At 73.5% G+C, this 22,224-nt stretch carries 20 protein-coding genes; 11 read left to right on the top strand and 9 right to left on the bottom strand.

Going from position 1 to position 22,224, the window contains the following annotated elements; all coding sequences use genetic code 11:
• Positions 1–663: 663 nt before the first annotated feature.
• Complete coding sequence (locus tag ACN267_RS03080) at positions 664–2,145, bottom strand: aminopeptidase P family protein (RefSeq protein ID WP_204959106.1); 1,482 nt, start codon at positions 2,143–2,145, stop codon at positions 664–666.
• 221 nt (positions 2,146–2,366) lie between these two features.
• On the opposite strand from ACN267_RS03080, the gene asnB reads away from it, so the two are divergent.
• Entirely contained in the window at positions 2,367–4,328 is a 1,962-nt protein-coding gene (gene asnB, locus ACN267_RS03085; RefSeq protein WP_204959105.1) for an asparagine synthase (glutamine-hydrolyzing), read from the top strand.
• 111 nt (positions 4,329–4,439) lie between these two features.
• On the opposite strand, the gene ACN267_RS03090 is transcribed toward asnB, so the two are convergent.
• The gene (locus tag ACN267_RS03090) at positions 4,440–5,573 is read right to left on the bottom strand and encodes a lytic polysaccharide monooxygenase auxiliary activity family 9 protein (protein ID WP_421487861.1); all 1,134 of its coding nucleotides are present in this window, start codon (positions 5,571–5,573) and stop codon (positions 4,440–4,442) included.
• Positions 5,574–5,915: 342 nt separating this feature from the next.
• On the opposite strand from ACN267_RS03090, the gene ACN267_RS03095 reads away from it, so the two are divergent.
• Positions 5,916–6,848, top strand: a complete 933-nt coding sequence (locus ACN267_RS03095) for a carbohydrate kinase family protein (RefSeq protein ID WP_204959103.1) — start codon at positions 5,916–5,918, stop codon at positions 6,846–6,848.
• 79 nt (positions 6,849–6,927) lie between these two features.
• Here the strand turns inward: ACN267_RS03095 and ACN267_RS03100 are convergent, their stop codons facing one another.
• Positions 6,928–7,758 (bottom strand): MBL fold metallo-hydrolase, encoded by an 831-nt coding sequence (locus ACN267_RS03100; protein ID WP_281895876.1) that lies wholly within the window; start codon positions 7,756–7,758, stop codon positions 6,928–6,930.
• Positions 7,755–8,159 carry a thioesterase family protein gene (locus tag ACN267_RS03105; RefSeq protein ID WP_204959101.1) on the bottom strand — a complete coding sequence of 135 codons (405 nt, stop codon included), beginning with the start codon at positions 8,157–8,159 and terminating at the stop codon, positions 7,755–7,757. The genes ACN267_RS03100 and ACN267_RS03105 overlap by 4 nt, the downstream gene beginning before the upstream one ends.
• A gap of 123 nt (positions 8,160–8,282) precedes the next feature.
• On the opposite strand from ACN267_RS03105, the gene ACN267_RS03110 reads away from it, so the two are divergent.
• Positions 8,283–9,320 carry a phosphatase PAP2 family protein gene (locus ACN267_RS03110; protein WP_421487862.1) on the top strand — a complete coding sequence of 346 codons (1,038 nt, stop codon included), beginning with the start codon at positions 8,283–8,285 and terminating at the stop codon, positions 9,318–9,320.
• Here ACN267_RS03110 and ACN267_RS03115 read toward each other — a convergent pair whose 3' ends face one another.
• Genes ACN267_RS03115 through ACN267_RS03125 form a run of 3 tightly spaced genes read right to left on the bottom strand, consistent with a single transcriptional unit; the run spans position 9,321 to position 11,547 of the window.
• Entirely contained in the window at positions 9,321–10,817 is a 1,497-nt protein-coding gene (locus ACN267_RS03115) for a PH domain-containing protein (protein WP_204959099.1), read from the bottom strand.
• Positions 10,814–11,332, bottom strand: coding sequence for a PH domain-containing protein (locus ACN267_RS03120; RefSeq protein WP_281895881.1), 519 nt, complete (start codon positions 11,330–11,332; stop codon positions 10,814–10,816). Before ACN267_RS03120 ends, ACN267_RS03115 begins: the two co-directional genes overlap by 4 nt.
• Positions 11,329–11,547 (bottom strand): hypothetical protein, encoded by a 219-nt coding sequence (locus tag ACN267_RS03125; protein WP_204959098.1) that lies wholly within the window; start codon positions 11,545–11,547, stop codon positions 11,329–11,331. The genes ACN267_RS03120 and ACN267_RS03125 overlap by 4 nt, the downstream gene beginning before the upstream one ends.
• A 266-nt stretch (positions 11,548–11,813) precedes the next feature.
• Between ACN267_RS03125 and ACN267_RS03130 the strand changes: the two genes are divergently transcribed.
• From ACN267_RS03130 to ACN267_RS03160, 7 genes are all read left to right on the top strand, one after another.
• Complete coding sequence (locus ACN267_RS03130) at positions 11,814–12,923, top strand: AAA family ATPase (RefSeq protein ID WP_281895883.1); 1,110 nt, start codon at positions 11,814–11,816, stop codon at positions 12,921–12,923.
• Complete coding sequence (locus ACN267_RS03135) at positions 12,902–13,912, top strand: DUF58 domain-containing protein (protein ID WP_421490379.1); 1,011 nt, start codon at positions 12,902–12,904, stop codon at positions 13,910–13,912. The genes ACN267_RS03130 and ACN267_RS03135 overlap by 22 nt, the downstream gene beginning before the upstream one ends.
• Entirely contained in the window at positions 13,909–14,859 is a 951-nt protein-coding gene (locus tag ACN267_RS03140) for a VWA domain-containing protein (RefSeq protein WP_204959096.1), read from the top strand. Before ACN267_RS03135 ends, ACN267_RS03140 begins: the two co-directional genes overlap by 4 nt.
• Before the next feature lie 721 nt (positions 14,860–15,580).
• On the top strand, positions 15,581–16,285 hold the full coding sequence (gene fabG / locus ACN267_RS03145) for a beta-ketoacyl-ACP reductase (protein WP_281895886.1): 705 nt from the start codon (positions 15,581–15,583) through the stop codon (positions 16,283–16,285).
• 23 nt (positions 16,286–16,308) lie between these two features.
• Positions 16,309–17,076: an enoyl-ACP reductase FabI gene (gene fabI / locus ACN267_RS03150; RefSeq protein ID WP_281895888.1), complete on the top strand. Its 768-nt coding sequence runs from the start codon at positions 16,309–16,311 to the stop codon at positions 17,074–17,076.
• 95 nt (positions 17,077–17,171) lie between these two features.
• Positions 17,172–18,203: a ferrochelatase gene (locus ACN267_RS03155; protein WP_421487863.1), complete on the top strand. Its 1,032-nt coding sequence runs from the start codon at positions 17,172–17,174 to the stop codon at positions 18,201–18,203.
• A 42-nt stretch (positions 18,204–18,245) separates the two neighbouring features.
• Positions 18,246–19,025 (top strand): HAD-IIA family hydrolase, encoded by a 780-nt coding sequence (locus tag ACN267_RS03160; protein ID WP_088645665.1) that lies wholly within the window; start codon positions 18,246–18,248, stop codon positions 19,023–19,025.
• Between the two features lie 34 nt (positions 19,026–19,059).
• On the opposite strand, the gene ACN267_RS03165 is transcribed toward ACN267_RS03160, so the two are convergent.
• The gene (locus ACN267_RS03165; protein ID WP_204959092.1) at positions 19,060–19,854 is read right to left on the bottom strand and encodes a hypothetical protein; all 795 of its coding nucleotides are present in this window, start codon (positions 19,852–19,854) and stop codon (positions 19,060–19,062) included.
• 146 nt (positions 19,855–20,000) lie between these two features.
• Between ACN267_RS03165 and ACN267_RS03170 the strand changes: the two genes are divergently transcribed.
• Entirely contained in the window at positions 20,001–20,813 is an 813-nt protein-coding gene (locus ACN267_RS03170) for a DUF3097 domain-containing protein (RefSeq protein WP_421487864.1), read from the top strand.
• 40 nt (positions 20,814–20,853) lie between these two features.
• On the opposite strand, the gene ACN267_RS03175 is transcribed toward ACN267_RS03170, so the two are convergent.
• Entirely contained in the window at positions 20,854–22,167 is a 1,314-nt protein-coding gene (locus ACN267_RS03175) for a serine hydrolase domain-containing protein (protein ID WP_421487865.1), read from the bottom strand.
• Positions 22,168–22,224 lie beyond the last annotated feature (57 nt).

Genomic DNA, 22,224 nt, shown 5'->3' on the forward strand with positions numbered 1-22,224 from the left:
CCTGAGCGGACGTCCCCTGCTACAAATCGGTTGTAGCTCCCGAAACCCACGGTATGAGAAGGTTCCTCGCTATGAGGTCAAAAACGAAGAAAGCCCGCTTTGGGGACGTGGCGCTTCGGTCAGGCGCTTTCCCGGACGGCCGGGCGTCGCATGCCACCGCCACCCACCACCGCAGGATCGTGCTGAAAGCACGAAGTAGTGGCCTCGGTAGTTCCGAAGGCCACTACTTCGTGGTTCGAGCGTGATCGTGACGGTGTGCGCCCGACGTGACGACGCGGGGCAACCTGGAGGTGATCAGCTCGTGATCATGTGCGCGCGGGTGACTCGGCGCGCCGTGCGGTCGTCTCGGTGTCGTGTCGCGCCTGTCGGGTGGTGGGTCGGGTGTCGTGTCGCCGCTGGCCGGCGATGTGCCCGCCGATGTGAGCCGGGAGCGGGGTGGCCCGCTTGGCGATCATGGAGTTGTGGTGCCGATTTTGGGGCTTTGTAGGCGTTTTGTTGCCCACTGCAACTCCATGATCGACGAGGCAGCGCTGGTGGGCGCGAACAGCCGTGCCAGGTGAGGCAACGGTGTTGCCCATGATGTAGTCGGCCCCGCCGCCGGTGCGCGTCACCCGATCGGGGAACGCGTCCGGCGGTGGGGCCGTCGGCGGTGGGTGCGGAAGATCAGCCGGGCAGGCGGGGGCCTGCCTCACGCTGCTCGGCCAGCCAGGTCTCCACCTCGTCCGAGCGGCGGGGCAGACCCGCCGACAGGTTCACCGAGCCGGTCGCGGTGACCAGGATGTCGTCCTCGATCCGGACGCCGATGCCGCGCAGCTCCTCGGGGACCAGCTCGTCCTCCGGCTGGAAGTACAGCCCCGGCTCGACGGTGAGCACGTAGCCCTCGCCCAGCGCGCCGTCGCGGTACTTCTCCTTGCGGGCGTTCGAGCAGTCGTGCACGTCGATGCCGAGCATGTGGCTGGTGCCGTGCAGGGTCCACCGCCGGTAGACCGTGGAGGCCGGGTCCATCGCCTCGTCGACGCTCACCGGGAGCAGACCGAGATCCTTCAACGCCTCGGCGAGCACCCGCATCGAGGTCAGGTGCACCTCACGGAAGCCGACCCCCGGGCGGATCGCGTCGATGCCGGCCTGCTGGGCGGCGTACACCGCGTCGTAGACCTGGCGTTGCAGCGGGGTGAACCGGCCGTCGACCGGCAGCACCCGGGTCACGTCGGCGGTGTAGAGGTTGCGGTTCTCCACACCCATGTCCATCAGCAGCAGCTCACCCGGGCGGGTCGCGCCGTGGTTGTGCACCCAGTGCAGGATCGTCGCGTGCTCGCCCGCGCCGACGATCGAGCCGTAGCCGACGTCGTTGCCGTCGTGCCGGGCCCGCAGCGCGAAGATCCCCTCCAACAGCCGCTCGGAGACGCCCCGGTCGGCCGGCAGCGCGCGGGCCACGTCCTCGAAACCGCGGACGGTGGCGTCGACCGCCTCCTGGAGCTGAGCGACCTCCCACTCGTCCTTGACCAGCTTCAACTCGGCGATCGTGATCGCCAGCTCCCGGTCCCGGCCCGGCTGCCCCTCCTCGCGGGCGCCGTCCCACGGGCGCACCGCGGCGTCGACCCGTTGGTCGAAGCCGCGCAGCACCCGGGTCCGCCCCGGCGCCATCCGGGCCAGCGCCCCGTCCAGCGCGGACAGGTCCTCGGTGGCCAGGCCCAGCTCGGTGGACTTCTCGGCCAGCGTGTGCCGCCGCCCCACCCACAGCTCGCCGTGCCGGCTGCGGAAGAACTCGTCGGTCTCCCGCGAGGACCGGGGACGCATGTACAACGTCGCGTCGTGCCCCGAGCCGTTGGGCCGCAGCACCAGGACGCTGTCCGGGTCGTGGTCACCGGTCAGGTAGGCGAAGTCGCTGCCCGGCCGGAACGGGTGGTCGGTGTCGTTGGCGCGTACCTTCTCGGTGCCGGTGGGGATGACCAGCGTCTCGCCCGGGAAGGCGGCGGACAGGGCTTCCCGCCGCTTGGCGTGGTGCGGGACCTCCGGCCGGGGGCCGACCGGCAGGCTGGTGTCCCGCCAGCCCTGCCGCATGAAGGACAGGAACGCCTCCGGAAAGTCCGGATCGTGCGATTCGGTGCCGTCCGCCGGCTTGCCGTCCGTCCGTTCCTCGGCCATGTCGGCTCCCTTCGCCTCGTCGCTCGTCCAGACGGTACTCCGGCTCCGCCCGGACGGGGTGCCTGCGGTCCCGCACCCGACGTCCCGCCGGCCCGACCCCGTCCGGGTGACTCGATGCTGTCCGGGGCCCGGGGCCGGGCCCGGCGGATCGTGTCGTGGGGAGGGGGACAGAGCCTGCGGTGCCGCGCGGGCGGATTGCGCCGCGTGGAAAGATGTCGGCCATGTGCGGACTCCTGGCCTTCTTCAGCGCGAACGGCAACGCCGCCGCCCACCGCGACAACATCGCGGGGGCGTTGGAATGCCTGCACCACCGCGGACCGGACGAGACAGGGGTCGAGGTGGTCGGTGACGCCACCGGCCACTACGCCGACGGGGTGTTCGCGCACAAGCGGCTGGCCATCATCGACGTGGCGTCCAGCCACGAGCCGCTGCCCTACGCGGGCGGTCGCTACCTGCTGACCTTCAACGGCGAGATCTACAACTACATCGAGCTGCGCGAGGAGCTGGTCCGCACCTTCGGCGCCCAGTTCGCCACCGCCGGGGACGGCGAGGTGATCGTCGCCGGCTACCACTACTGGGGCGAGCAGGTGCTCACCCGGCTGCGCGGCATGTTCGCCTTCGTCATCTGGGACCGGCAGGAGCGCCGGGCGTTCGGCGCGCGGGACTACTTCGGCATCAAGCCGCTGCACTACCTGGAGACCGCCGACGGGCTCTACCTCGCCTCCGAGAAGAAGGCGCTGCTGCCCTTCGCGCACTCCTACTACCAGGGCGACGCCGGCATCGACACCGCCAACCTCAGCCACTACCTGACCCTCCAGTACGTCCCCGAGCCCGGCACCCTGCACCAGGGCATCAGCCGGATCGGTTCCGGGGAGTACCTGACCTGGTCGCCGGGGGGCCGGCTGGACGTGCGGCGCTGGTACCGGCCGGTGTTCCGGCCCGCCCCGGTCGCCGACGAACAGCGGCTGTACCACGAGATCCGGGAGACGCTGCGGGAGAGCGTCCGGATGCACATGCGCTCCGACGTGCCGGTCGGCTCGTTCCTGTCCAGCGGCATCGACTCCACCGCCGTGGTGGCCCTGGCCCGCGAGTTCAACCCCAACATCCTCACCTTCACCGTCGGCTACGACGTGCCCGGCTACTCCGAGATCGACGTGGCCCAGGACTCGGCCCGGCACCTCGACGTGACCACCATCGCCACCAAGATCGGGCCGCAGGACATGATCGAGGCGCTGCCGAAGATCGTCTGGCACCTGGACGACCCGGTGGCCGACCCGGCGCTGGTCCCGCTGTACTTCGTGGCCAAGAAGGCCGCCGAGCACGTCACGGTGGTGCTCTCCGGCGAGGGGGCCGACGAGTTCTTCGGCGGCTACACCATCTACCGCGAGCCGCTCTCCCTGGGCACCGTCAACGGCCTGCCCGGCGGGGTGCAGAAGGGCCTGCGGGCGGTCTCCAAGGCGATCCCGCAGGGGGTCAAGGGCAAGAGCTTCCTGGAGCGCGGCACCACCCCGATCGAGCAGCGCTACTACGGCAACGCCCGGATGTTCACCGAGGAGGAGAAGCGGCACCTGCTGCGCCGCTACGACCCGTCGGTGCGCTACACCGACGTCACCGCCCCGATCTACGCCGAGTGCACCGAACTCGACGACGTCACCAAGATGCAGTACGTCGACCTCTACACCTGGCTGCGCGGCGACATCCTGGTCAAGGCGGACCGGATCTCGATGTCGCACTCGCTGGAGGTCCGGGTGCCGTTCCTGGACCGGATGGTGTTCGACGTGGCCTCCACCATCCCGGTCGACCTGAAGCTGCCGCCCCGCTCCGACGCCACCAAGTACGCCATGCGCCAGGCGTTGCAGGGGGTCGTGCCGCCGGCCATCGTCAACCGCAGGAAGCTGGGCTTTCCCACCCCGACCCGGGTCTGGCTGCGCGGCGAGATGTACGAGTGGGCCCGGCACGTGCTGTCCACCTCCGGTGCCGGCGACCTGATCGACCTGTCGTACGCGATGCGGCTGCTGGAGGAGCACAAGCGCGAGGAGGCGGACAACTCCCGCAAGGTGTGGACGGTGCTGATCTTCTGCATCTGGCACGCCATCTTCGTGGCCAAGACCCTCGACCCGGGCATCCAGCGCAACCAGTCGGCGCTGCTCACCAAGCCGGTGGTCGGCAGCATGGTCCGCTGACCCCGGCCCGGTCCCCGTCGGCACGTCGCGGCGGACACCGGGCCCCGGACAGGCCGGAGGCCCCCGCCCGATCGGGCGGGGGCCTCCGGTGTGTGCGCGTTCAGCGTCGGGTCACCGGCCGGAGCAGGAGACCGTCGGCAGCCCGTTGGTGCCGGTGCTGCTGGCCGTGAAGCCGAACGTGGTCGTCTTCTCCGGCGCGATCGAGCCGTTGTACGCGGCGTTGGTGACGGTCACCGTCGACCCGCTGGTGCTCAACGTGCCGTTCCAGACCTGCGAGATCACCTGCCCGTTGGGCCAGGTCCAGCTCGCCGTCCAGCCCCCGTAGGTGCGGGTGCTGTGGTTCATGATGGTGACCTCACCCTGGAACCCACCGGACCAGGCGCTGACCACCTTGTAGACCGCCATGCAGTCGCTGTTGCCCGGCGGCGGGGTCGTGGTCGGCGGCGGCGGAGTGGTGGTCGGCGGCGGGGTCGTGGTCGGCGGCGGGGTGGTGGTCGGCGGCGGCGTCGTGGTCGGCGGGGGCGTGGTGGGGTTGTTGCCACTGCCGACCCCGGTCACCTGACCGTTGCCACCGTCGAAGGTGACGTCCGAGCAGCCGAAGAAGTTCTCCTGGCTGTCCGAGCGCACCCAGCGGGAGTAGATGATGTGCCGGCCGGACTTGCCCGACGGCAGGTTCCCGCTGAAGTAGTAGTGCCCGTCGTTGGTGCCCGACGCGCCCCGCTGGGGCGGGTTGGTCACCGTGAGGAAGGGCTCCTCCAGGTCGCTCCAGGCCAGCGGCCGGGTCGGGCTCCAGCTGTCCTTCGTCACATAGAAGTAGAAGGTGCCCGGGTGGTGCGCCCAGTTGCTGTACTTGAAGTCGAGCCGCGCGCCGGACGTCAGGTGGGTCAGCGGCCAGTCGGTGCGGGCCAGGTCGTACCCGGCGAAACCGGTGTTGCCGCCGCTGCACAGCTTGCCGTCGGGGATGAACCCGACGGTGCGGCCCCCGGCGTCCGAGCGGAGCACGCTGAACCAGTTGTAGAGGGAGTTGGTGCCGCTCTGGGCGACCGCGGCGGAGCAGGCCGGGTTGTTCGGCCTGATCTCGCCGGTGGTGGTCAGGCCGTCCTGCCAGCACAGGTACGTCCGGCTACCCGGCACGATCGGCGTGCCGTGGGCGGCAGCCGGTTCGGCCTGCACTGTCAGGGCCACGGCCCCGAAGGCGAGGGTGGCGGCCGCGGTGAACAACGCGGCCGTACGGGAACGGAGCACGAGCTTCTCCTGATCTGCGGGGTGGCGCGAGCGCGCCCGCCCCGCACGAGGGTGGGGGATGCGTCGATCGCGGCTCGGGCCGGCGGCCCCGCGGGGCCGACAGGCGCGTGCCGTCGACGGTCCGTGCCCACGGACCGGTGCCTCTCGCGTCGAGCCCCCAGCTGATCACCGGACGGGTGCGGCAGCCCTCCGCGCCGGCCCGGCACCCCAATACCATCACGTCCGGACGAACCCTGCAATAGCCGCTGCTCGATGGATGTGGCCGGGATGCCTGGCCGGCCCCGATCGGCGGGGGCCGTTGTGCCAGCCTGGTAGCCGGACGACGAGGTGCCGGGAGGCGACATGGGATACGCGGTGGTGCTCGGCGAGGCGCTGATCGACCTGCTGGACGCCGAGTCCGGCGGCGGGCCGGTGTTCCGGCAGGCGATCGGCGGCGGCCCGCTCAACGTCGCCGTCGGGGTGGCCCGGCTCGGCGGCACGGCCGAGTTCGTCGGCTCCCTCGGCGACGACGTGCTCGCCGGCCGCATCCGGACCTTCCTCGCCGCCGCCGGGGTCGGGCTGACCGGCGTGGTCACCGTGCCCGCACCCACCACGCTGGCGGTCACCACCCACACCGGGGCGGAGCCGGACTTCCGGTTCTACGGCGAACCACCGTCGTACGGCCTGCTCGCCGCCGACGACCTGGACGTGGCGCTGGTCGAGGGCGCGGACGTGCTCTACTGCGGTTCGATCGTGCTGCTGCGCCCACCGACGCTCGCCGCCGCCCGGCGGGCCTGGTCGCTCGCGCCCGGCCTGCGGGTCTTCGACCCCAACGTCCGACCCCGCCTGCTGTCCGGCCCGGCGGAGCTGGCCGCCCTGCGCCAGGTGGTGGTGGAGTTCGCCGCCGGGGCGCACCTGGTGAAGCTCAGCGGCGCCGACGCCGCCCTGCTCTGGCCCGACGAGCCGGCCGAGGGGGTCGCGGCGTACCTGCGGGAGGTGGGCGCGGGCACGGTGGTGGTGACCCTCGGCGCGGACGGCGCGCTGGTCGCCGCCGGCCCCGACCCGGTCCGGGTGCCCGCCCCGACGGTGCACGCGGTGGACGCCACCGGCGCGGGCGACTCGGTGATGGCCGCGCTCGTCGCCGAACTGCTGGCCGACGGCGAGCCGGGCACGCCTGACGACTGGCACCGACGGGTCGCGTTCGCCCTGCGGGTCGCCGGTCTGGTCTGCGAGTCGCCCGGCGGCGCGGTCGCCATGCCCACCCGGGACGCGGTCCGCCGCCGCTTCGCCGACTGAGCGCCACCCGGTCGCCGGGCCGCCCGGCCGTGCCCGGCGCGGTGCCGGCCCGTCCGGGCCGCCCGCGACGGCCGGCGACTCAGGGCGTGCCGTCGAGTTCCCGGTAGCCCCGGCGGGCGGCGACGAGACCGGGGCGGGCACCGAACGGAGAGTCGGCGGCCACCCGCTCCGGCGGGGCCCCGCCGGTGTGCGCAGCCCGGATCAACCAGGCCAGCTCCACCAGCCGGGCGTGCTGGGCCCGGACGAACCCCACGTCCACCGGCGTGCCGTGACCCGGCACGACCACCGTGTCGGGCGTGGCCATCCGCAGCAGGTCGGCCACCGCGTCCGGCCACTGCAACGGGTACGACTCCTCGAACGCCGGCGGCCCGGACTGCTCCACCAGGTCCCCGGCGACCAGCACGTCGGCGTCCGGCACGTGCACCACCAGATCCGCGTCGGTGTGCCCGTGGCCCGGGTGTCGCAGCACGACCCGCCGGCCACCGACGTCCAGCACCGTCTCGGTGTGCACGGTGTGGGTCGGGGCCAGCAGGGTCGTCCCGGCCAACTCGTCGGCGAGCGCCGGCTGGGCCGACCGCATCTCCTCGTACGCCGCCCGGCGCAGCCGGTCCGGCCGGTCACGCATGGCGGCGGCGGCCACCTCGTGGGCGTACACCGGGCGGGGCGGGTCGGCGGCGAGCGTCGCGTTGCCGAAGCAGTGGTCGAAGTGGTGGTGGGTGTTGACAAGCGTCCACGGATACGGGGTGACCGCCCGCGCGGCGTCGGCCAGCGCGGCGGCCTGCCCGGCGGTGGACAGGGTGTCCACCAGCAGCGCCGCGCCGTCACCGACCACCAGTGTGACGTTGACGTCGAGCAGCGGCTCGCGCAGCACGTGGACCCCGTCGGCGACCGCCGTGAACCGGAACGTCACGACGCCCGCTCCGCCCGTGCCACGAAACGCTGCCTGTCGACCAGGGCCCGTTCCACCCGGCCCGAGGCCACGGTGGTGTCGCCGTCGGTCACCGTCACCTCGAACAGCAGCCGTCGGCCGTCGGCCCCGACCAGCCGGGCGTCGGCCACCACCGTCCGCCCGACGGGGGTGGCGGCCAGGTGTGCCAGCTCCACCCGGACCCCGACCGTGGTGCTCCCGGCGGGCATCCCGGGGGCCGTCGCGGCCACCGTGGCCGCCTCGGCAAGGGCCAACACCCGGGGGGTGGCCAGCACCGGCACGTCACCGGAGCCGACGGCCGCCGCGGTGTCGGCCTCGGTGACGGTCAGCTCGACCCGGGCGGTCAGCCCCGGCGGGAACGGGTCGTCCGGTTGTTCCTGCATGCGCTCAGCCTAGTGGGGGGTCACCGGGGCCGACCGGACGACGGGCCGGCCGGGACACCCACCCGTCGGTGCACCGGTGGTCGGCGGTGGTCGATGCGTCGCCCACCGTTAACCTTGACCGCGATGGCCGTTGTGACTGAGCCCCCGCCCCCCGTCCCGACCGACACCCCCGACCCGTCCGTCGGTGGGCGACGGCGGGTGACAGCGATGTCCGTCTGGGGCGTCGCCTTCGTCGTGACCTGGCTGGCCATCGGCCTGCCGACCGACCCGGCGTACGCCTTCCTGTGGATCTGGGCCGGTACCGTCGCCTGGAACTGGGGCCGGCCGTGGCGCAGTCACCTGCGCTTCGCCCGGGACTGGATCCCGGTCGTGCTGCTGCTCGCCGTCTATAACCTGTCCCGGGGCTTCGCCGACAACGGCCGTACCCCGTACGCCTACGAGCTGATCGTCGCCGACCGGCTGATGTTCGGCTGGGCGACCGGGGGCGAGGTGCCGACGGTCTGGCTCCAGCAGCACCTCTACCAGCCCGACGTGCGCTGGTGGGACGTGCTGGTGAGCTGGGTCTACTTCTCCCACTTCGTGGTGACGCTGGCCGCCGCCGCCGTGCTCTGGCTGCGTAGCCGTGAGCGCTGGGGGGCGTACATGCGGCGCTGGGGCTTCCTGTGCGCGGCGGGCCTGGTCACCTACTTCGCCTACCCGGCCGCGCCGCCGTGGTGGGCGGCGCAGAACGGCCTGCTCAGCGAGGTGGCCCGGATCTCCACCCGGGGGTGGAAGGAGTTCGGCATGCACGGCGCGGGCAACCTGCTCAACGCCGGGCAGATCGCCTCGAACCCGGTCGCCGCGATGCCGTCGCTGCACACCGCCTGGGCGTTGTTCGTGGTGCTGTTCTTCCTGCGGTCGACCCGTCGCCGCTGGTGGCCGCTGCTGCTGGCGTATCCGCTGGCGATGACCTTCACGCTGGTCTACAGCGGCGAGCACTACGTCATCGACGTCCTGGTCGGCTGGGCGTACGTGGGGATGACGTTCCTGGTGGTCGGGCTGGCCGAGCGGGCCTGGCGGGCCCACCGCGCCCGGCGCGGTGCCCCCGCCGACGGTCCGCCGCCCGGCGGACCCGCCCCCACCCCGGCCACCGTCACCCCGGCGGGCGGCGTCGGACGCTGATCAGCGGGCCCGGCGGGCGGCGTGCGCCCGCGCGGTCAGTTCGGCGGCGAGCGCCCACGCCTGCGTCAGGTCACGGTCGTGCGCGGCGGCCCCCGAACCGCCGGCCGTGTCGACGTGCACGGTGGCCAGCCGCAGCCGGCGCTGCGCCGGCCCCTGCACCACCCGGACGCTCTGCATCCGGGCGTACGGCACCAGCGTCAACTGCCGGGTGAGCAGGCCGGAGCGGACGGCGAAGACCCGCTCGTGCAGCCCCGCCCCGAGCACCCGGGCGCTGAGCGGGTGCAACCAGCGGGCCCGGGTCGGCGGGGGCGTCAGCGGCAGCGCGGTCAGCGTCACCCCGGGCAGCACCTCGTCGACGATCGCCGCCCCGACGGCCAGGTCACCGACGGGCAGCAGCCGGTCGGGCCGGTTGCGGTCGTCAGCCTCGCCGCCCGAGTAGCCGGCGACCTCCAGCCGCAGCCGCAGCCATCCCTTCATCCGCCAGAGCAGCGGCCAGGTCACCCCGACGGTCTGCACCCGCTCCAGCGGCACGGTCTGCATCCGCGTCTCCAGCAGGCCGTTGTGGATGCGCAGCCGGTCGGACTCGCGGGCCAGCCGGAAGTTCCAGTCGTCGAGGACCCGGCGGACCGGTTGCAGCAGCACGCCGGCCATCGCGGTCAGGGTGCTGGCCACCGCGATGAACGACCAGGAGCCCTCGGAGAGGAACTGCGCCACCACGAAGGCCACCCCGAACGGCAGCAGGAACGCCTGCGGGGTGAGTAACTGGCTGACCAGCAGGTCGGTGTTCGGCACCGCGTGCAACGACCGGCCGGCCGGCTCCCGGTCGTCGGCCGGCGCGGCGACGTCCCCGCCCGGCTGGGGGAGGCCCGCCGGCTGCGCGGCGGGGCCGGTGGTCGCGCCGTCGGGCAGGCCGGCGGCCACGGCGAGCAGCCGTTGCCGCAGCCGGGCCGCGTCGGCGACCGACAGGTACGCCAGCGGCGCTTCGGTCTTGCCGCCGCCGACCACCTCCAGACGCAGCTCGGCCAGGCCGGTGAGCTGCGCCAGCAGGGGGCGCACCACCTCCACCGCCTGCAACCGCTCCAGCGGGATCGCCCGGGTCCGCCGCCACAGCAACCCCTCGTGCACCCGCAGTTCCCGCCCGACGATGTGGTAGCCGGTGTTGTACCAGCTCACCACCGCCAGCACCGTCGCACCCAGGGCGAGCACCGCCACCAGCACCGCGAACCAGCCGAAGCCGACCCGGGACAGCGTCGACCAGGAGAGCCCGGCGATCACCACGACCAGGGACTTCGCCCCCTGCAACACCGGGCTCAGCGGGTGCAGCCGCTGCCGCGGCTCGGCACCGGTCGGCCCGCCCGTCCCCACCGGTGCAGCCTCCGGGGCCGCCGGGACGTCCGTGGCCACCGGCGGATGCGACGCCTGCGGCGTGCCGGGAACCGCCGGAACCTCAGGGGCCGCCGGGTGGGGGGCGGCGGGGCCGGGCGAATCGTCGGTCACAGCCCCTCCGCCCGGTCCTCACCGAGGGCGGTGAGCCGGTCGCGGAGCCGGGCCGCCTCGGCCGGCCGCAGGCCGGGCACCCGGGCGTCGCTGGCCGCCGCGGCGGTGTGCAGCTGCACGGTGGCGAGGTCGAAGGCGCGTTCCAGCGGGCCCGCGCTGACGTCGACGAACTGCATCCGCGAGTACGGCACGATGGACAACCGGCGGACCAGCAGCCCGTGCCGGACCAGCAGGTCGTCGGCGCGTTCGGCGTACCCCCAGGCGTGGACGGCGCGGACGATCGTCGCCACCCGCCAGCCGCCGCCGAGCAGCACCACGGCGCAGCCGGCACCGAACAGCCAGTGCCCGGTGAACGCCCAGCCCAGCGCCAGCCCGACCAGCAGCACCGCCAGGCCCATTGCCAGGCGGAGCAGTTCGACCCAGATCAGGTCGGTCGAGATGCGCTGCCAGTGGACCGTGTCCGGCCAGGGTTCCAGGGCGCTCACCGGGGACTGGGGTGGCTCGGCAGCGTTCACGCTTCGAGGGTATGCGATTCGGGGAGCGCGGTGACCTCACGGAGGAACCCGCGGGCGTCGAGGAAGTCGCCGAGGCTGCCCCGGTGGGCCGGGCAGGCGAGCCAGGTCTTGCGCCGCTCGGGGTCGTGCAACCGGGGATTGTTCCAGCGCAGCGCCCACACGGCTGGCGCACGGCAGCCCCGGGACGAACAGACGGCGGGGGTGGGATCGGTCACCAGGGGAGTCTAGGCGCGCACCGGGACCGGAGAGTGCGCACCGGGACCGGAGGAGAGATGAGCGCCGGGCGGCCACGGGGGGAGCCGCCCGGCGACGGGGTGAATCGTACACGCGGCAGACCCCTTCGTGTCCAGCCTCGTTCAGCGATTCGGTGATCCGGACGGCGTACCCGAAATCGGGTTCTCCCCGCCTCGGCTCTCAGCCGGGCATGCGAGTCTTGTTACCGCACCACGCCACGACGACCCGATCATGCTGTGGAGGACCGGTGGCCCAGCCGACCACGCCCGACGCCCCGACCCCGAACGGGACGGCCCCCGAGACACCCGCGGCGGTGACCACCCCCGCCCAGGACGCCACGCTGTTGGAGCGGGCCCTGTTCGAGATCAAACGGGTGATCGTCGGTCAGGACCGGATGGTGGAGCGGATGTTCGTGGCGCTCCTGGCCCGGGGACACTGCCTGCTGGAGGGGGTGCCCGGGGTGGCGAAGACCCTCGCGGTGGAGACGATGGCCCGGGTGGTGGGCGGGCAGTTCGCCCGGGTGCAGTTCACCCCGGACCTGGTGCCGGCCGACATCATGGGCACCCGGATCTACCGGCAGTCGAGTGAGAAGTTCGACGTCGAGCTGGGCCCGGTCTTCGTGAACTTCCTGCTCGCCGACGAGATCAACCGGGCTCCGGCCAAGGTGCAGTCGGCGCTGCTGGAGGTGATGAGCGAGCGGCAGGTCTCGATCGGCGGCCAGAGCCACCGGGTGCCCGACCCGTTCCTGGTGATGGCGACCCAGAACCCGATCGAGCAGGAGGGCGTCTATCCGCTGCCGGAGGCGCAACGGGACCGTTTCCTGATGAAGATCGTCGTCGGGTATCCGACCGACGCCGAGGAACGGGAGATCGTCTACCGGATGGGGGTCGCCGCGCCCGAGCCGGCGCAGGTGTTCAGCACCGACGACCTGCTCGCCCTGCAACGCAAGGCCGACCAGGTCTTCGTGCACAACGCCCTGGTCGACTACGCCGTACGGCTGGTGCTGGCCACCCGCAGTCCCGCCGAGCACGGGATGCCCGACGTGGCCCGGCTGATCCAGTACGGGGCCAGCCCGCGTGCCTCGCTCGGCCTGGTCCGGGCCACCCGGGCGCTGGCCCTGCTGCGCGGCCGGGACTACGCGCTGCCCCAGGACGTCCAGGACATCGCGCCGGACATCCTGCGCCACCGGTTGGTGCTCAGCTATGACGCGCTCGCCGACGACGTGCCCGCCGACCACGTGGTGCACCGGGTGATGTCGACCATCCCGCCGCCCTCGGTCGCACCCCGGCAACAGGCGTCCGGGCCGCCGCCGGTCAGCGGCCCGCCGGCCGCCGGCTGGCCCGGGCAGCACCCGTGACCGCACCGGTACGCCCGGCCGACGCCGGTGGGGAGCGGACCGAGGCGGTGCTGTCCCGCCTGCAACTGCTGGTGACCCGCAAACTCGACGGGCTGCTCCAGGGCGACTACGCGGGTCTGCTGCCCGGTCCGGGCAGCGAGGCGGGGGAGTCCCGCGAGTACCGACCCGGCGACGACGTACGCCGGATGGACTGGCCGGTGACCGCCCGCACCACCACCCCGCACGTGCGGCGTACGGTGGCCGACCGGGAGCTGGAGACCTGGCTGGCGGTGGACCTGTCGGCGAGCCTGGACTTCGGCACCGGCCGGTGGCTCAAGCGGGACGTGGTGGTCGCCGCGACCGCCGCGCTGACCCACCTGACGGTGCGCGGCGGCAACCGGATCGGCGCGGTGATCGGCACCGGGGAGCAACCACCGCCCGCGCCCGCGCGTCGGTGGCGGTCCGCGCCGCCGGTGCCGCCCGCCGGGCCGGGGGTGCTGACCCGGGTGCCGGCCCGCTCCGGCCGGCGGGAGGCGCAGGCGCTGCTACGCGCCGTGGCGCACGCCCCGCTGCGCCCCGGGCGCGGCGACCTGGGCGCGCTGATCGACCTGCTCAACCGGCCGCCGCGTAGGCGGGGCCTGGCGGTGGTGATCTCGGACTTCCTCGCGTCGCCCGAACAGTGGGGCCGGCCGCTGCGTAAGCTGCGGGTCCGGCACGACGTGCTGGCCATCGAGGTGGTCGACCCGCGCGAGCTGGAGTTGCCCGACGTGGGGGTGCTGCCGGTGGTGGACCCGGAGACCGGGGAACTGCACGAGGTGCAGACCGCCGACCCGCGGCTGCGTCGCCGCTACGCCGAGGCGGCCGCCGCCCAGCGCGGCGCGATCGCCGCCGAGCTGCGGGCCGCCGGCGCCGGGCACCTGATGCTGCGTACCGACCGAGACTGGCTGCTGGACATGGTGCGATTCGTGGCCGCCCAGCGGCACGCCCGCACCCGGGGGACGACGCGATGATCCGTTTCATGCAACCGTGGTGGCTGCTGACGCTGGTGCCGGTGCTGGCCCTGGCCGCCGCCTACGTCTGGCGGCAGCGCCACCGCCGGGCGTACGCGATGCGGTTCACCAACGTGGACCTGCTGCGTACCCTCGCGCCGAAGGGGTTGGGGTGGCGGCGGCACGCCGCGGCGACCGCGCTGCTGCTGGCGATGGTGGCGCTGGCCACCGGGATGGCCCGCCCGGCGATCGACACCCAGGAGCCGCTGGAGCGGGCGACCGTGATGCTCGCCATCGACGTGTCGTTGTCGATGCAGGCCGACGACGTGTCGCCGAACCGGTTGGAGGCGGCCCAGGAGGCGGCGAAGCAGTTCGTCGGCGAGCTGCCGGCCAGCTACAACCTGGGGCTGGTCTCCTTCGCCAAGGCGGCGAACGTGCTGGTGGCGCCCACCAAGGACCGGGCCGCGGTGACGGCGGCGATCGACGGGCTGACCCTGGCCGAGGCGACCGCCACCGGCGAGGCGGTCTTCACCTGCCTGGAGGCGATCCGGTCGGTGCCGGCCGACGGCGCGGCCGGTATCCCGCCGGCCCGGATCGTGCTGCTCTCCGACGGGTTCCGCACGTCGGGCCGGTCGGTGGAGGAGGCCGCGGCGGCGGCGCAGGCGGCGAACGTGCCGGTCTCCACGATCGCGTTCGGCACCGACTCGGGGCAGGTCGACATCGGTGGTCAGTTGCAGCGGGTGCCGGTGGACCGGCTGGCGCTGGCCCAGCTTGCCGAGACCACCGAGGGTTACTTCTACGAGGCGGCCTCGGTGGCCGAGCTGAAGCAGGTCTACCAGGACATGGGCTCGTCGATCGGGTTCCGCACCGAGCCCCGCGAGATCACCCAGTGGTACGCGGGGGTGGCGCTGCTGCTGGCGCTCTGCGCGGGCGGGCTGAGCCTGCTCTGGACGTCCCGGATGCTCTGAGGCCGGCCCGGACGTCCCGGGTGTGGTGACTCGTACCCCGGACGTCCCGGGTGCGGTGATCCGGGGCCGGGGCCGGGGCGGGGTGCGCGGGTCGGCGCGGCGGCCGGTGGCGGTCTCAGTGACCGCCGCCGGCCAGGACGAACACGACGGCCACCCAGACGGCGGCGAGGGTGAAGCCCAGCGGGGCGACGTAGCGGCTCATGAATGGCTCCGGTGGCGACTGGACGGTCCGCGGGGCGGGCGGAACCGCAGGGATGGGTCAGGGCGCGCACACGAAGTCGTGACCGGGCTGCTCCACCGGGGCGTCCCGGCGCGGGACGGCAGCACCGACCGGTCCGCCGGCCGGGGCCGGGAACGGGTGGTGACGGGGGAGCGGGAGCTGGGTCAGCTCGACCGACTGAGTCGTGGCTCAGCGGGGCTGACGGACGGCCCGGCCACGACTGGGAGGATCGCTATCTCGCACAGCGATCACCTCCTGCGGTCGGCGGGGCCAAAACGCGAGTCGCATTCGGCTCGCGGACGCCGATCATCGTACAACGGGGACACCCGCACCGCGCATTCGGCCGTCCCGCCCCGGACGGTGTCCGGCCGCTCCCGGAGGGTGGTCGCACCGCGATTCCTCCCGGCCGCCGCGCCGGGTCCGGTGGCGCACCGTTAGCGGTTACCTGTCGGTAACGCCTAGGCTCCGACCGGAATGATCAGCGGAACCGAAGGGGGACCCGTGGCCCGTACCGTGCTGGTGACCGGCGGCAACCGGGGAATCGGACTGGCCATCGCGCAGGCCTTCGCCCGGCAGGGCGACCGGGTTGCGGTCACCCACCGCAGTGGCGACGCGCCGGAGGGGCTGTTCGGGGTCCGCTGCGACGTCACCGACTCGGCCTCCGTCGACGCCGCCTTCGCCGCGGTCGAGGCCGAGCTGGGGCCGGTCGAGGTGCTGGTCGCCAACGCCGGTATCACCGACGACACGCTGCTGATGCGGATGTCCGAGGAGCAGTTCACCGGGGTGCTCGACACCAACCTGACCGGTGCCTTCCGCTGCGCCAAGCGGGCCTCGTCCAAGATGCTCCGGGCCAAGTGGGGCCGGATGATCTTCATCTCGTCGGTGATCGGCCTCTACGGCGGCGCCGGCCAGGTCAACTACGCGGCCAGCAAGGCCGGCCTGGTCGGGGTGGCCCGGTCGATCACCCGGGAACTGGGCAGCCGCAACATCACCGCGAACGTGGTCGCCCCGGGCTTCATCGACACCGAGATGACCGCCGCGCTGCCCGAGGAGCGCCGCACCGAGTACCGCAAGGTCATCCCGGCCGGACGGTTCGCCGCGCCGGACGAGGTCGCCGGGGTGGTCACCTGGCTCGCCTCGGACGCCGCCGGCTACATCTCCGGCGCCGTCATCCCGGTCGACGGCGGCCTCGGCATGGGTCACTGAGAACGTACGGAGGAAGCCAACACATGTCAGGACTGCTCGCCGGTAAGCGGCTGCTCGTCACCGGCGTCATCACCGACGCCTCGATCGCCTTCTCGGTGGCGAAGCTCGCCCAGGACAACGGCGCCCAGGTCGTGCTCACCGGCTACGGCCGGCTCTCGCTGGTCGAGCGGATCGCGCGGCGGCTGCCCCAGCCGGCGCCGGTCATCGAGCTGGACGTGACCAGCCCGGAGCAGCTCGCCGGCCTGGCCGACAAGGTACGCGAGCACGTCGACGGCCTCGACGGGGTGGTCCACTCGATCGGCTTCGCCCCGCAGAGCTGCCTCGGCGGCGGCTTCCTCGACGCCCCCTGGGAGGACGTGGCGACCGCGCTGCAGGTCTCCACGTACTCCTACAAGTCGCTGGCCATGGCGGCGCTGCCGCTGATGTCGCCGGGCGGCTCGGTGGTCGGGCTGACCTTCGACGCCACCAAGGCGTGGCCGGTCTACGACTGGATGGGGGTGGCCAAGGCCGGGCTGGAGTCCGCCTCCCGCTACCTCGCGCTGCACCTGGGCAAGCAGGGCATCCGCAGCAACCTGGTGGCCGCCGGGCCGCTGCGCACCATGGCCGCGAAGTCGATCCCCGGCTTCGAGCAGTTCGAGCAGGCGTGGACCGAGCGCGCCCCGCTGGGCTGGAGCCTCACCGACCAGGAGCCGGCCGCCCGTGCCTGCCTGGCCCTGATGTCGGACTGGTTCCCGGCCACCACCGGCGAGATCGTCCACGTCGACGGCGGCTACCACGCCCTGGGCGCCTGAGCCGCACGTGGGGGCCCCGGCGCGGGGCCCCCACGTAACCCGCATGACCAGGGGCCGTCGTCAGGCCGTCGCCGACCGCGGGGGAGAATGACCCCATGTCGTACGACGCATTGGTGCTGGTCTCCTTCGGTGGCCCGGAGCGGCCCGAGGACGTGCTGCCCTTCCTGGAGAACGTGACCCGGGGGCGGGGGGTGCCGCCCGAGCGGCTGGCCGAGGTCGCCGAGCACTACCTGCACTTCGGCGGGGTCTCCCCGATCAACCAGCAGTGCCGCGAGCTGCTCGCCGCGATCCGGGCGGACCTCGCCGCGCACGACGTCGACCTGCCCGTCTACTGGGGCAACCGGAACTGGGACCCGATGCTCGCCGACACCGTGGCGCAGATGCGCGACGACGGGGTCACCCGGGCGCTGGCGTTCGTCACCAGCGCGTACGGCGGCTACTCGTCGTGCCGGCAGTACCAGGAGGACATCGCCGCCGCGCGGGCCGCCGTCGGCCCGGACGCCCCGGTGATCGACAAGCTGCGCCAGTTCTGGGACCATCCGGGCTTCGTCGAGCCGCACGCCGACGCGGTGCGTTCGGCGCTGGCCCAGCTCGATCCGGCCCGGCGGGACACCACCCGGCTGGTCTTCACCGCGCACTCCATCCCCACCTCGGCGGCGGCCACCGCCGGCCCGCACGGCGGCCGGTACACCGCGCAGCTGGCGGAGACCGCCCGCCTGGTGCACGCCGCCGCCGCGCCCGACCTGCCCTACGACCTGGTCTGGCAGAGCCGCTCCGGCCCACCGCAGGTGCCGTGGCTGGAGCCGGACGTCAACGACCACCTGACCGCCCTCGCCGGGCAGGGTGTCACCGGGGTGGTGGTCAGCCCGATCGGGTTCGTCTCGGATCACCTGGAGGTGGTCTGGGATCTCGACACCGAGGCGTTGGAGACGGCCAAGCAGCTCGGCCTGGACTTCGTCCGGGCCGGCACCCCCGGCACCGACCCGAGGTTCGTGGCCATGGTGCGTGAACTGGTGGCCGAACGCACCACGCCCGACGGGCCGGCGACCCGCCGCCGCCTCGGTGAGCTGCCGATGTGGGACACCTGCCCGACCCCGTGCTGCGTGCCGGCCGCGCGCCGCCCCTGATGCCGACCACCCGCCCTCCCCGACACCCCCTTGGGACGACAGATGCTTGACCGCAAGCCGGTGCAGAGCTGGCTCACCGACATGGACGGCGTGCTGGTGCACGAGGGCCAGCCGGTGCCCGGCGCACCGGAGTTCGTCAACCGGCTCCGGTCCTCCGGCAAACCCTTCCTGGTGCTCACCAACAACTCCATCTACACCCCGCGCGACCTGCAGGCCCGGCTCACCCGGATGGGCTTCGAGGTGCCCGAGGAGGCGATCTGGACGGCGGCGCTGGCCACCGCCCAGTTCCTCGCCGACCAGCGGCCGGGCGGCACCGCGTACGTGATCGGGGAGGCGGGGCTGACCACCGCGCTGCACGCCGTCGGTTACGTGCTGACCGACTTCGCCCCGGACTACGTGGTGCTGGGGGAGACCCGCACCTACAGCTTCGAGGCGATCACCAAGGCGGTCCGGCTGATCAACGACGGGGCCCGCTTCATCTGCACCAACCCGGACGTCACCGGCCCGTCGGTGGAGGGCGCGCTGCCCGCCGCCGGATCGGTCGCCGCGATGATCTCGAAGGCGACCGGGGTGGAGCCGTACTTCGTCGGCAAGCCCAACCCGATGATGATGCGTTCGGCGCTGAACACCATCAACGCGCACTCCGAGAGCACCGCGATGATCGGCGACCGGATGGACACCGACATCCTGTGCGGGCTGGAGGCGGGGCTGGAGACGATCCTGGTGCTCACCGGGATCAGCACCCGGGCCGAGACGGAACGCTACCCGTACCGGCCGTCGCGCATCGTCGACTCGGTGCTCGACCTGATCGACGAGATCTGACCCGTACCGGACCGGCGGGCCCGGCCGGGTGCGGTCAGGGACGCAGCGGGGCGTTGCAGGCGGCCACCAGCGCCTGCCGGCAGGCGGTGGTCAGTGGGCGCAGCGCGGCGTCGCGCTGCTGCGCCTCGTGGTTGTTGATCGCCCCGCCGGGCGCGCTCTCCCCGGCCAGCGCGAGCACCCGGTCGAGCACCGCGGCGCGGGCGAACAGCCGCCGGGAACGCGGGTCGAACCCGGGCGGCAGGTCGGTCGCGCCGTCCGGGCGACGTAGTGCGGCCAGCGCCCCGGCCAGTTCGGGCCGCCACTGGGCCACGTCGAGCCGGGTCAGCGCGGCGGTCGACTCGGCCAGCGCGGTGGCCAGTTCGGCCTCCGCCTCGGCGGCCCCCGGCGCGGTCAGCGACGCCTTCGGCGCGTCGGCCGGCAGCGGATAGACCCGCCACAGCACCGTTTCCCAGGTCATCCCGGAGCCGGAGGTGTGGGTGCGCACCTCGGGGATCAACCCGAGCCCACCGGCCACCACGGCCTCCCCGGCCAGCAGCGCGGCCCCGGCGAAGTCGCCCGGACCGGGCAGTCCCCGGGGGTCGCCCGGCGCGGGCAGCACCAGCCGGATCTCGTCCGGGGAGAGCTTGGCCAGCGCCGGCAGGGCCTCGCGCAGCGGCACGTCCCGCCAGGTGCCCGGCGCGTCGGCGACCAGGTGCTCCTCGTCGCCGGCGACCGACTCGGCGACCTCGTCGAAGGGGACCAGGCCGGCCCGCCAGGCGCGTACCCAGGCCACGAAACGGCTCGACCGGCGCGCGGCCAGGGTGGCCGCGCCCGTTGCGGGGGAGGACATGCCGAAAGGGTACGTGCTCCCCGCCGTCCCTGTCTCGACTGCCGCATCGAAGGCCGGTCGGGTGGCCCACCGGGCCGGCGGCGCGTGGCGGATCGGGTGGGCGCGTCGGGAGGTGCCGGGGCGCAGCGGGGGATAGCGTGATCGACATGGCGGGGCGATACGGCGAGGACGTGCTGGCGGGCGACTGGCGACGACGGAAGGTCACCGCCGAGGTCGACGCCGAGCCGGAACTCGTGGTGGAGGACGCCGACTCCGGGTTCTGCGGCGCGGTGGTCGGCTTCGAGTCGGGGGCGGTGGTGCTGGAGGACCGGCACGGCCGGCGGCGGGTCTTCCCGCTGCTGCCCGCCGCGTTCCTGCTCGACGGGGAGCCGGTGACCCTGCGCCGGCCGGTACGCCCCGTGGTGCCCGCCGCCCGTCGCCGGACCGCCTCCGGGTCGATCGCCGTGGCCGACGTGCGGGCGCGGGTGGCCAAGGCCAGCCGGATCTGGGTCGAGGGCGTGCACGACGCCGCCCTGGTGGAGCGGATCTGGGGTGACGACCTGCGGGTCGAGGGCGTGGTGGTGGAGCCGTTGGACGGTATCGACGCCCTCGACGCCGAGGTGCGCGGCTTCGCCCCCGGCCCCGGCCGCCGGTTGGGGGTGCTCGTCGACCACCTGGTGCCCGGCTCCAAGGAGAGCCGGATCGTGGCCCGGGTGAACTCCCCGTACGTGCTGGTCACCGGGCACCCGTACGTCGACGTGTGGCAGGCGGTGAAGCCGGCCGCGCTGGGTATCCGGGCCTGGCCGGTGGTGCCGCCCGGCCGGCCGTGGAAGGAGGGCGTCTGTGCGGCCCTCGGGGTGGCCGAGCCGGCCGAGATGTGGCGGCGCATCCTGTCCCGGGTGGACAGTTTCGCCGACGTCGAGACGCCGCTGATCAACGCGATGGAACGCCTGATCGACTTCGTCACCGAACCCGACTGACACCCGCCGGCCGACCCACCGGTCCCGATGGGCGGCCCGGTCAGGGCTCCTGGTCGGGGGTGCGGGTGAAGACGAAGGTGCCGATGTCCAGGCCCACCGCCCGCCCGTCCGGGTCGCGGAGCACGGCCAGGACCTCGCCGTCCTCCTCACCGGAACGGCCCCGCCAGCGGTCCGGTCCGGTCGGGGTAAACCGCAGCGTCGGGTCGCCGGGTCGGCCGGCCCACAGCTCGCCGGCCGGGTCGGCCCGGACCTCGTACTCGATGCCCATCCACCACCAGCGGCCGGTCAGCTCGGCCAGTTCCGCCGCCGGTGGCGCGGCGGCCGGACGCCAGGGCGTGACCGGCGTCGGCTCGGCGTCCAGGACCAGGGTGAGCAGTTGCCGGGACAACCCACCGATGTGGCCGGTGCGGAACCCGTACGAGTTGGCGAAGCCGACCACGGCGGTCCGGCTGGGCCGGTGCACGGTCAGCGCGGCGACGTAGCCGGGCATCGAGCCGCCGTGCCCCACGTACACCCGGTCGCCCTCGCGGTACAGCTCCAGCCCCAGGCCGTGGCCGCCGCGCCAGGAGTCCAGGTCGCTGAGTATCACCGGGGCGCACATCTCGGTGAGGGTGTCGGCGGCGAGCACCTCGGGGTCGGGGTCGGCGAGGAACGCCGCCCACCGGGCGAGGTCGGTCACCGTCGACCAGAGCTGCCCGGCGGGGGCCATCGCCCCGGTGTCGGTGCGCGGCTCCTCCCGCAGCGTGTCGTGCCACGGGTGCACCACGTATCCCGGCGCGTACGGCGCGGTGGGATGGTAGGTGGTGCGGCGCAGGCCCAGCGGGTCGAGGATCCGGGTGGTCAGCAGCTCCGCCCAGGGCGTCCCGGTGATCCGCTCCAGCACCCCGCCGAGCAGCCCGTACGCCAGGTTGGAGTAGTGGTAGCCGCGCCAGGCGGGGTAGCCGACCTTGTCCGTGCTCACGCCGGCGACCAGGGTGGCCAGGTCGGTGCCCTCGGTGCGTTCCCACCACGGGCCGTCGGGCTCGCGGAGCAGGCCGCTGGCGTGGCCGAGGAGCTGGCGCAGGGTGAGCCCGCCGACGGCGGTGCCCGGCAGGTGCCGCTCCAGCGGGTCGTCCAGGGTGAGCCGGCCGGCGTCGCGTTCCCGCATGACCAGCGTGGCGGTCATCGTCTTGGTGATCGAGCCCACCCGGTACTGGAGGTCGGCGTGGGGGCGCGGGTGGTCGCCGGCGGCAGCCAGGTGCACCAGGGTCCCGTCCCGTACGACGCCCAGCGCCAACGACGGCGTACGCCCGGTGGCCTGGGTCTGTGCCACCAGGGTGTCGATCCGACGGACGGTCTCGGCGAGCAGGGTCACGATCGGCTCCTTGGCGGCGGTCGGAACGGGCCTGAACTGAGCTTACTGATCATCAGA

The sequence above is a fragment of the Micromonospora sp. WMMD734 genome (genome assembly GCF_049178975.1).
GTDB lineage: Bacteria > Actinomycetota > Actinomycetes > Mycobacteriales > Micromonosporaceae > Micromonospora > Micromonospora wenchangensis.

Bases quoted from the DNA above. Each gene is read 5' to 3' on its own strand.
- ACN267_RS03080 (WP_204959106.1), bottom strand. From the start codon at position 2,145: ATGGCCGAGGAACGGACGGACGGCAAGCCGGCGGACGGCACCGAATCG.
- asnB (WP_204959105.1), top strand. From the start codon at position 2,367: ATGTGCGGACTCCTGGCCTTCTTCAGCGCGAACGGCAACGCCGCCGCC.
- ACN267_RS03095 (WP_204959103.1), top strand. From the start codon at position 5,916: ATGGGATACGCGGTGGTGCTCGGCGAGGCGCTGATCGACCTGCTGGAC.
- ACN267_RS03105 (WP_204959101.1), bottom strand. From the start codon at position 8,159: ATGCAGGAACAACCGGACGACCCGTTCCCGCCGGGGCTGACCGCCCGG.
- ACN267_RS03110 (WP_421487862.1), top strand. From the start codon at position 8,283: ATGGCCGTTGTGACTGAGCCCCCGCCCCCCGTCCCGACCGACACCCCC.
- ACN267_RS03140 (WP_204959096.1), top strand. From the start codon at position 13,909: ATGATCCGTTTCATGCAACCGTGGTGGCTGCTGACGCTGGTGCCGGTG.
- fabI (WP_281895888.1), top strand. From the start codon at position 16,309: ATGTCAGGACTGCTCGCCGGTAAGCGGCTGCTCGTCACCGGCGTCATC.
- ACN267_RS03155 (WP_421487863.1), top strand. From the start codon at position 17,172: ATGTCGTACGACGCATTGGTGCTGGTCTCCTTCGGTGGCCCGGAGCGG.
- ACN267_RS03160 (WP_088645665.1), top strand. From the start codon at position 18,246: ATGCTTGACCGCAAGCCGGTGCAGAGCTGGCTCACCGACATGGACGGC.
- ACN267_RS03165 (WP_204959092.1), bottom strand. From the start codon at position 19,854: ATGTCCTCCCCCGCAACGGGCGCGGCCACCCTGGCCGCGCGCCGGTCG.
- ACN267_RS03170 (WP_421487864.1), top strand. From the start codon at position 20,001: ATGGCGGGGCGATACGGCGAGGACGTGCTGGCGGGCGACTGGCGACGA.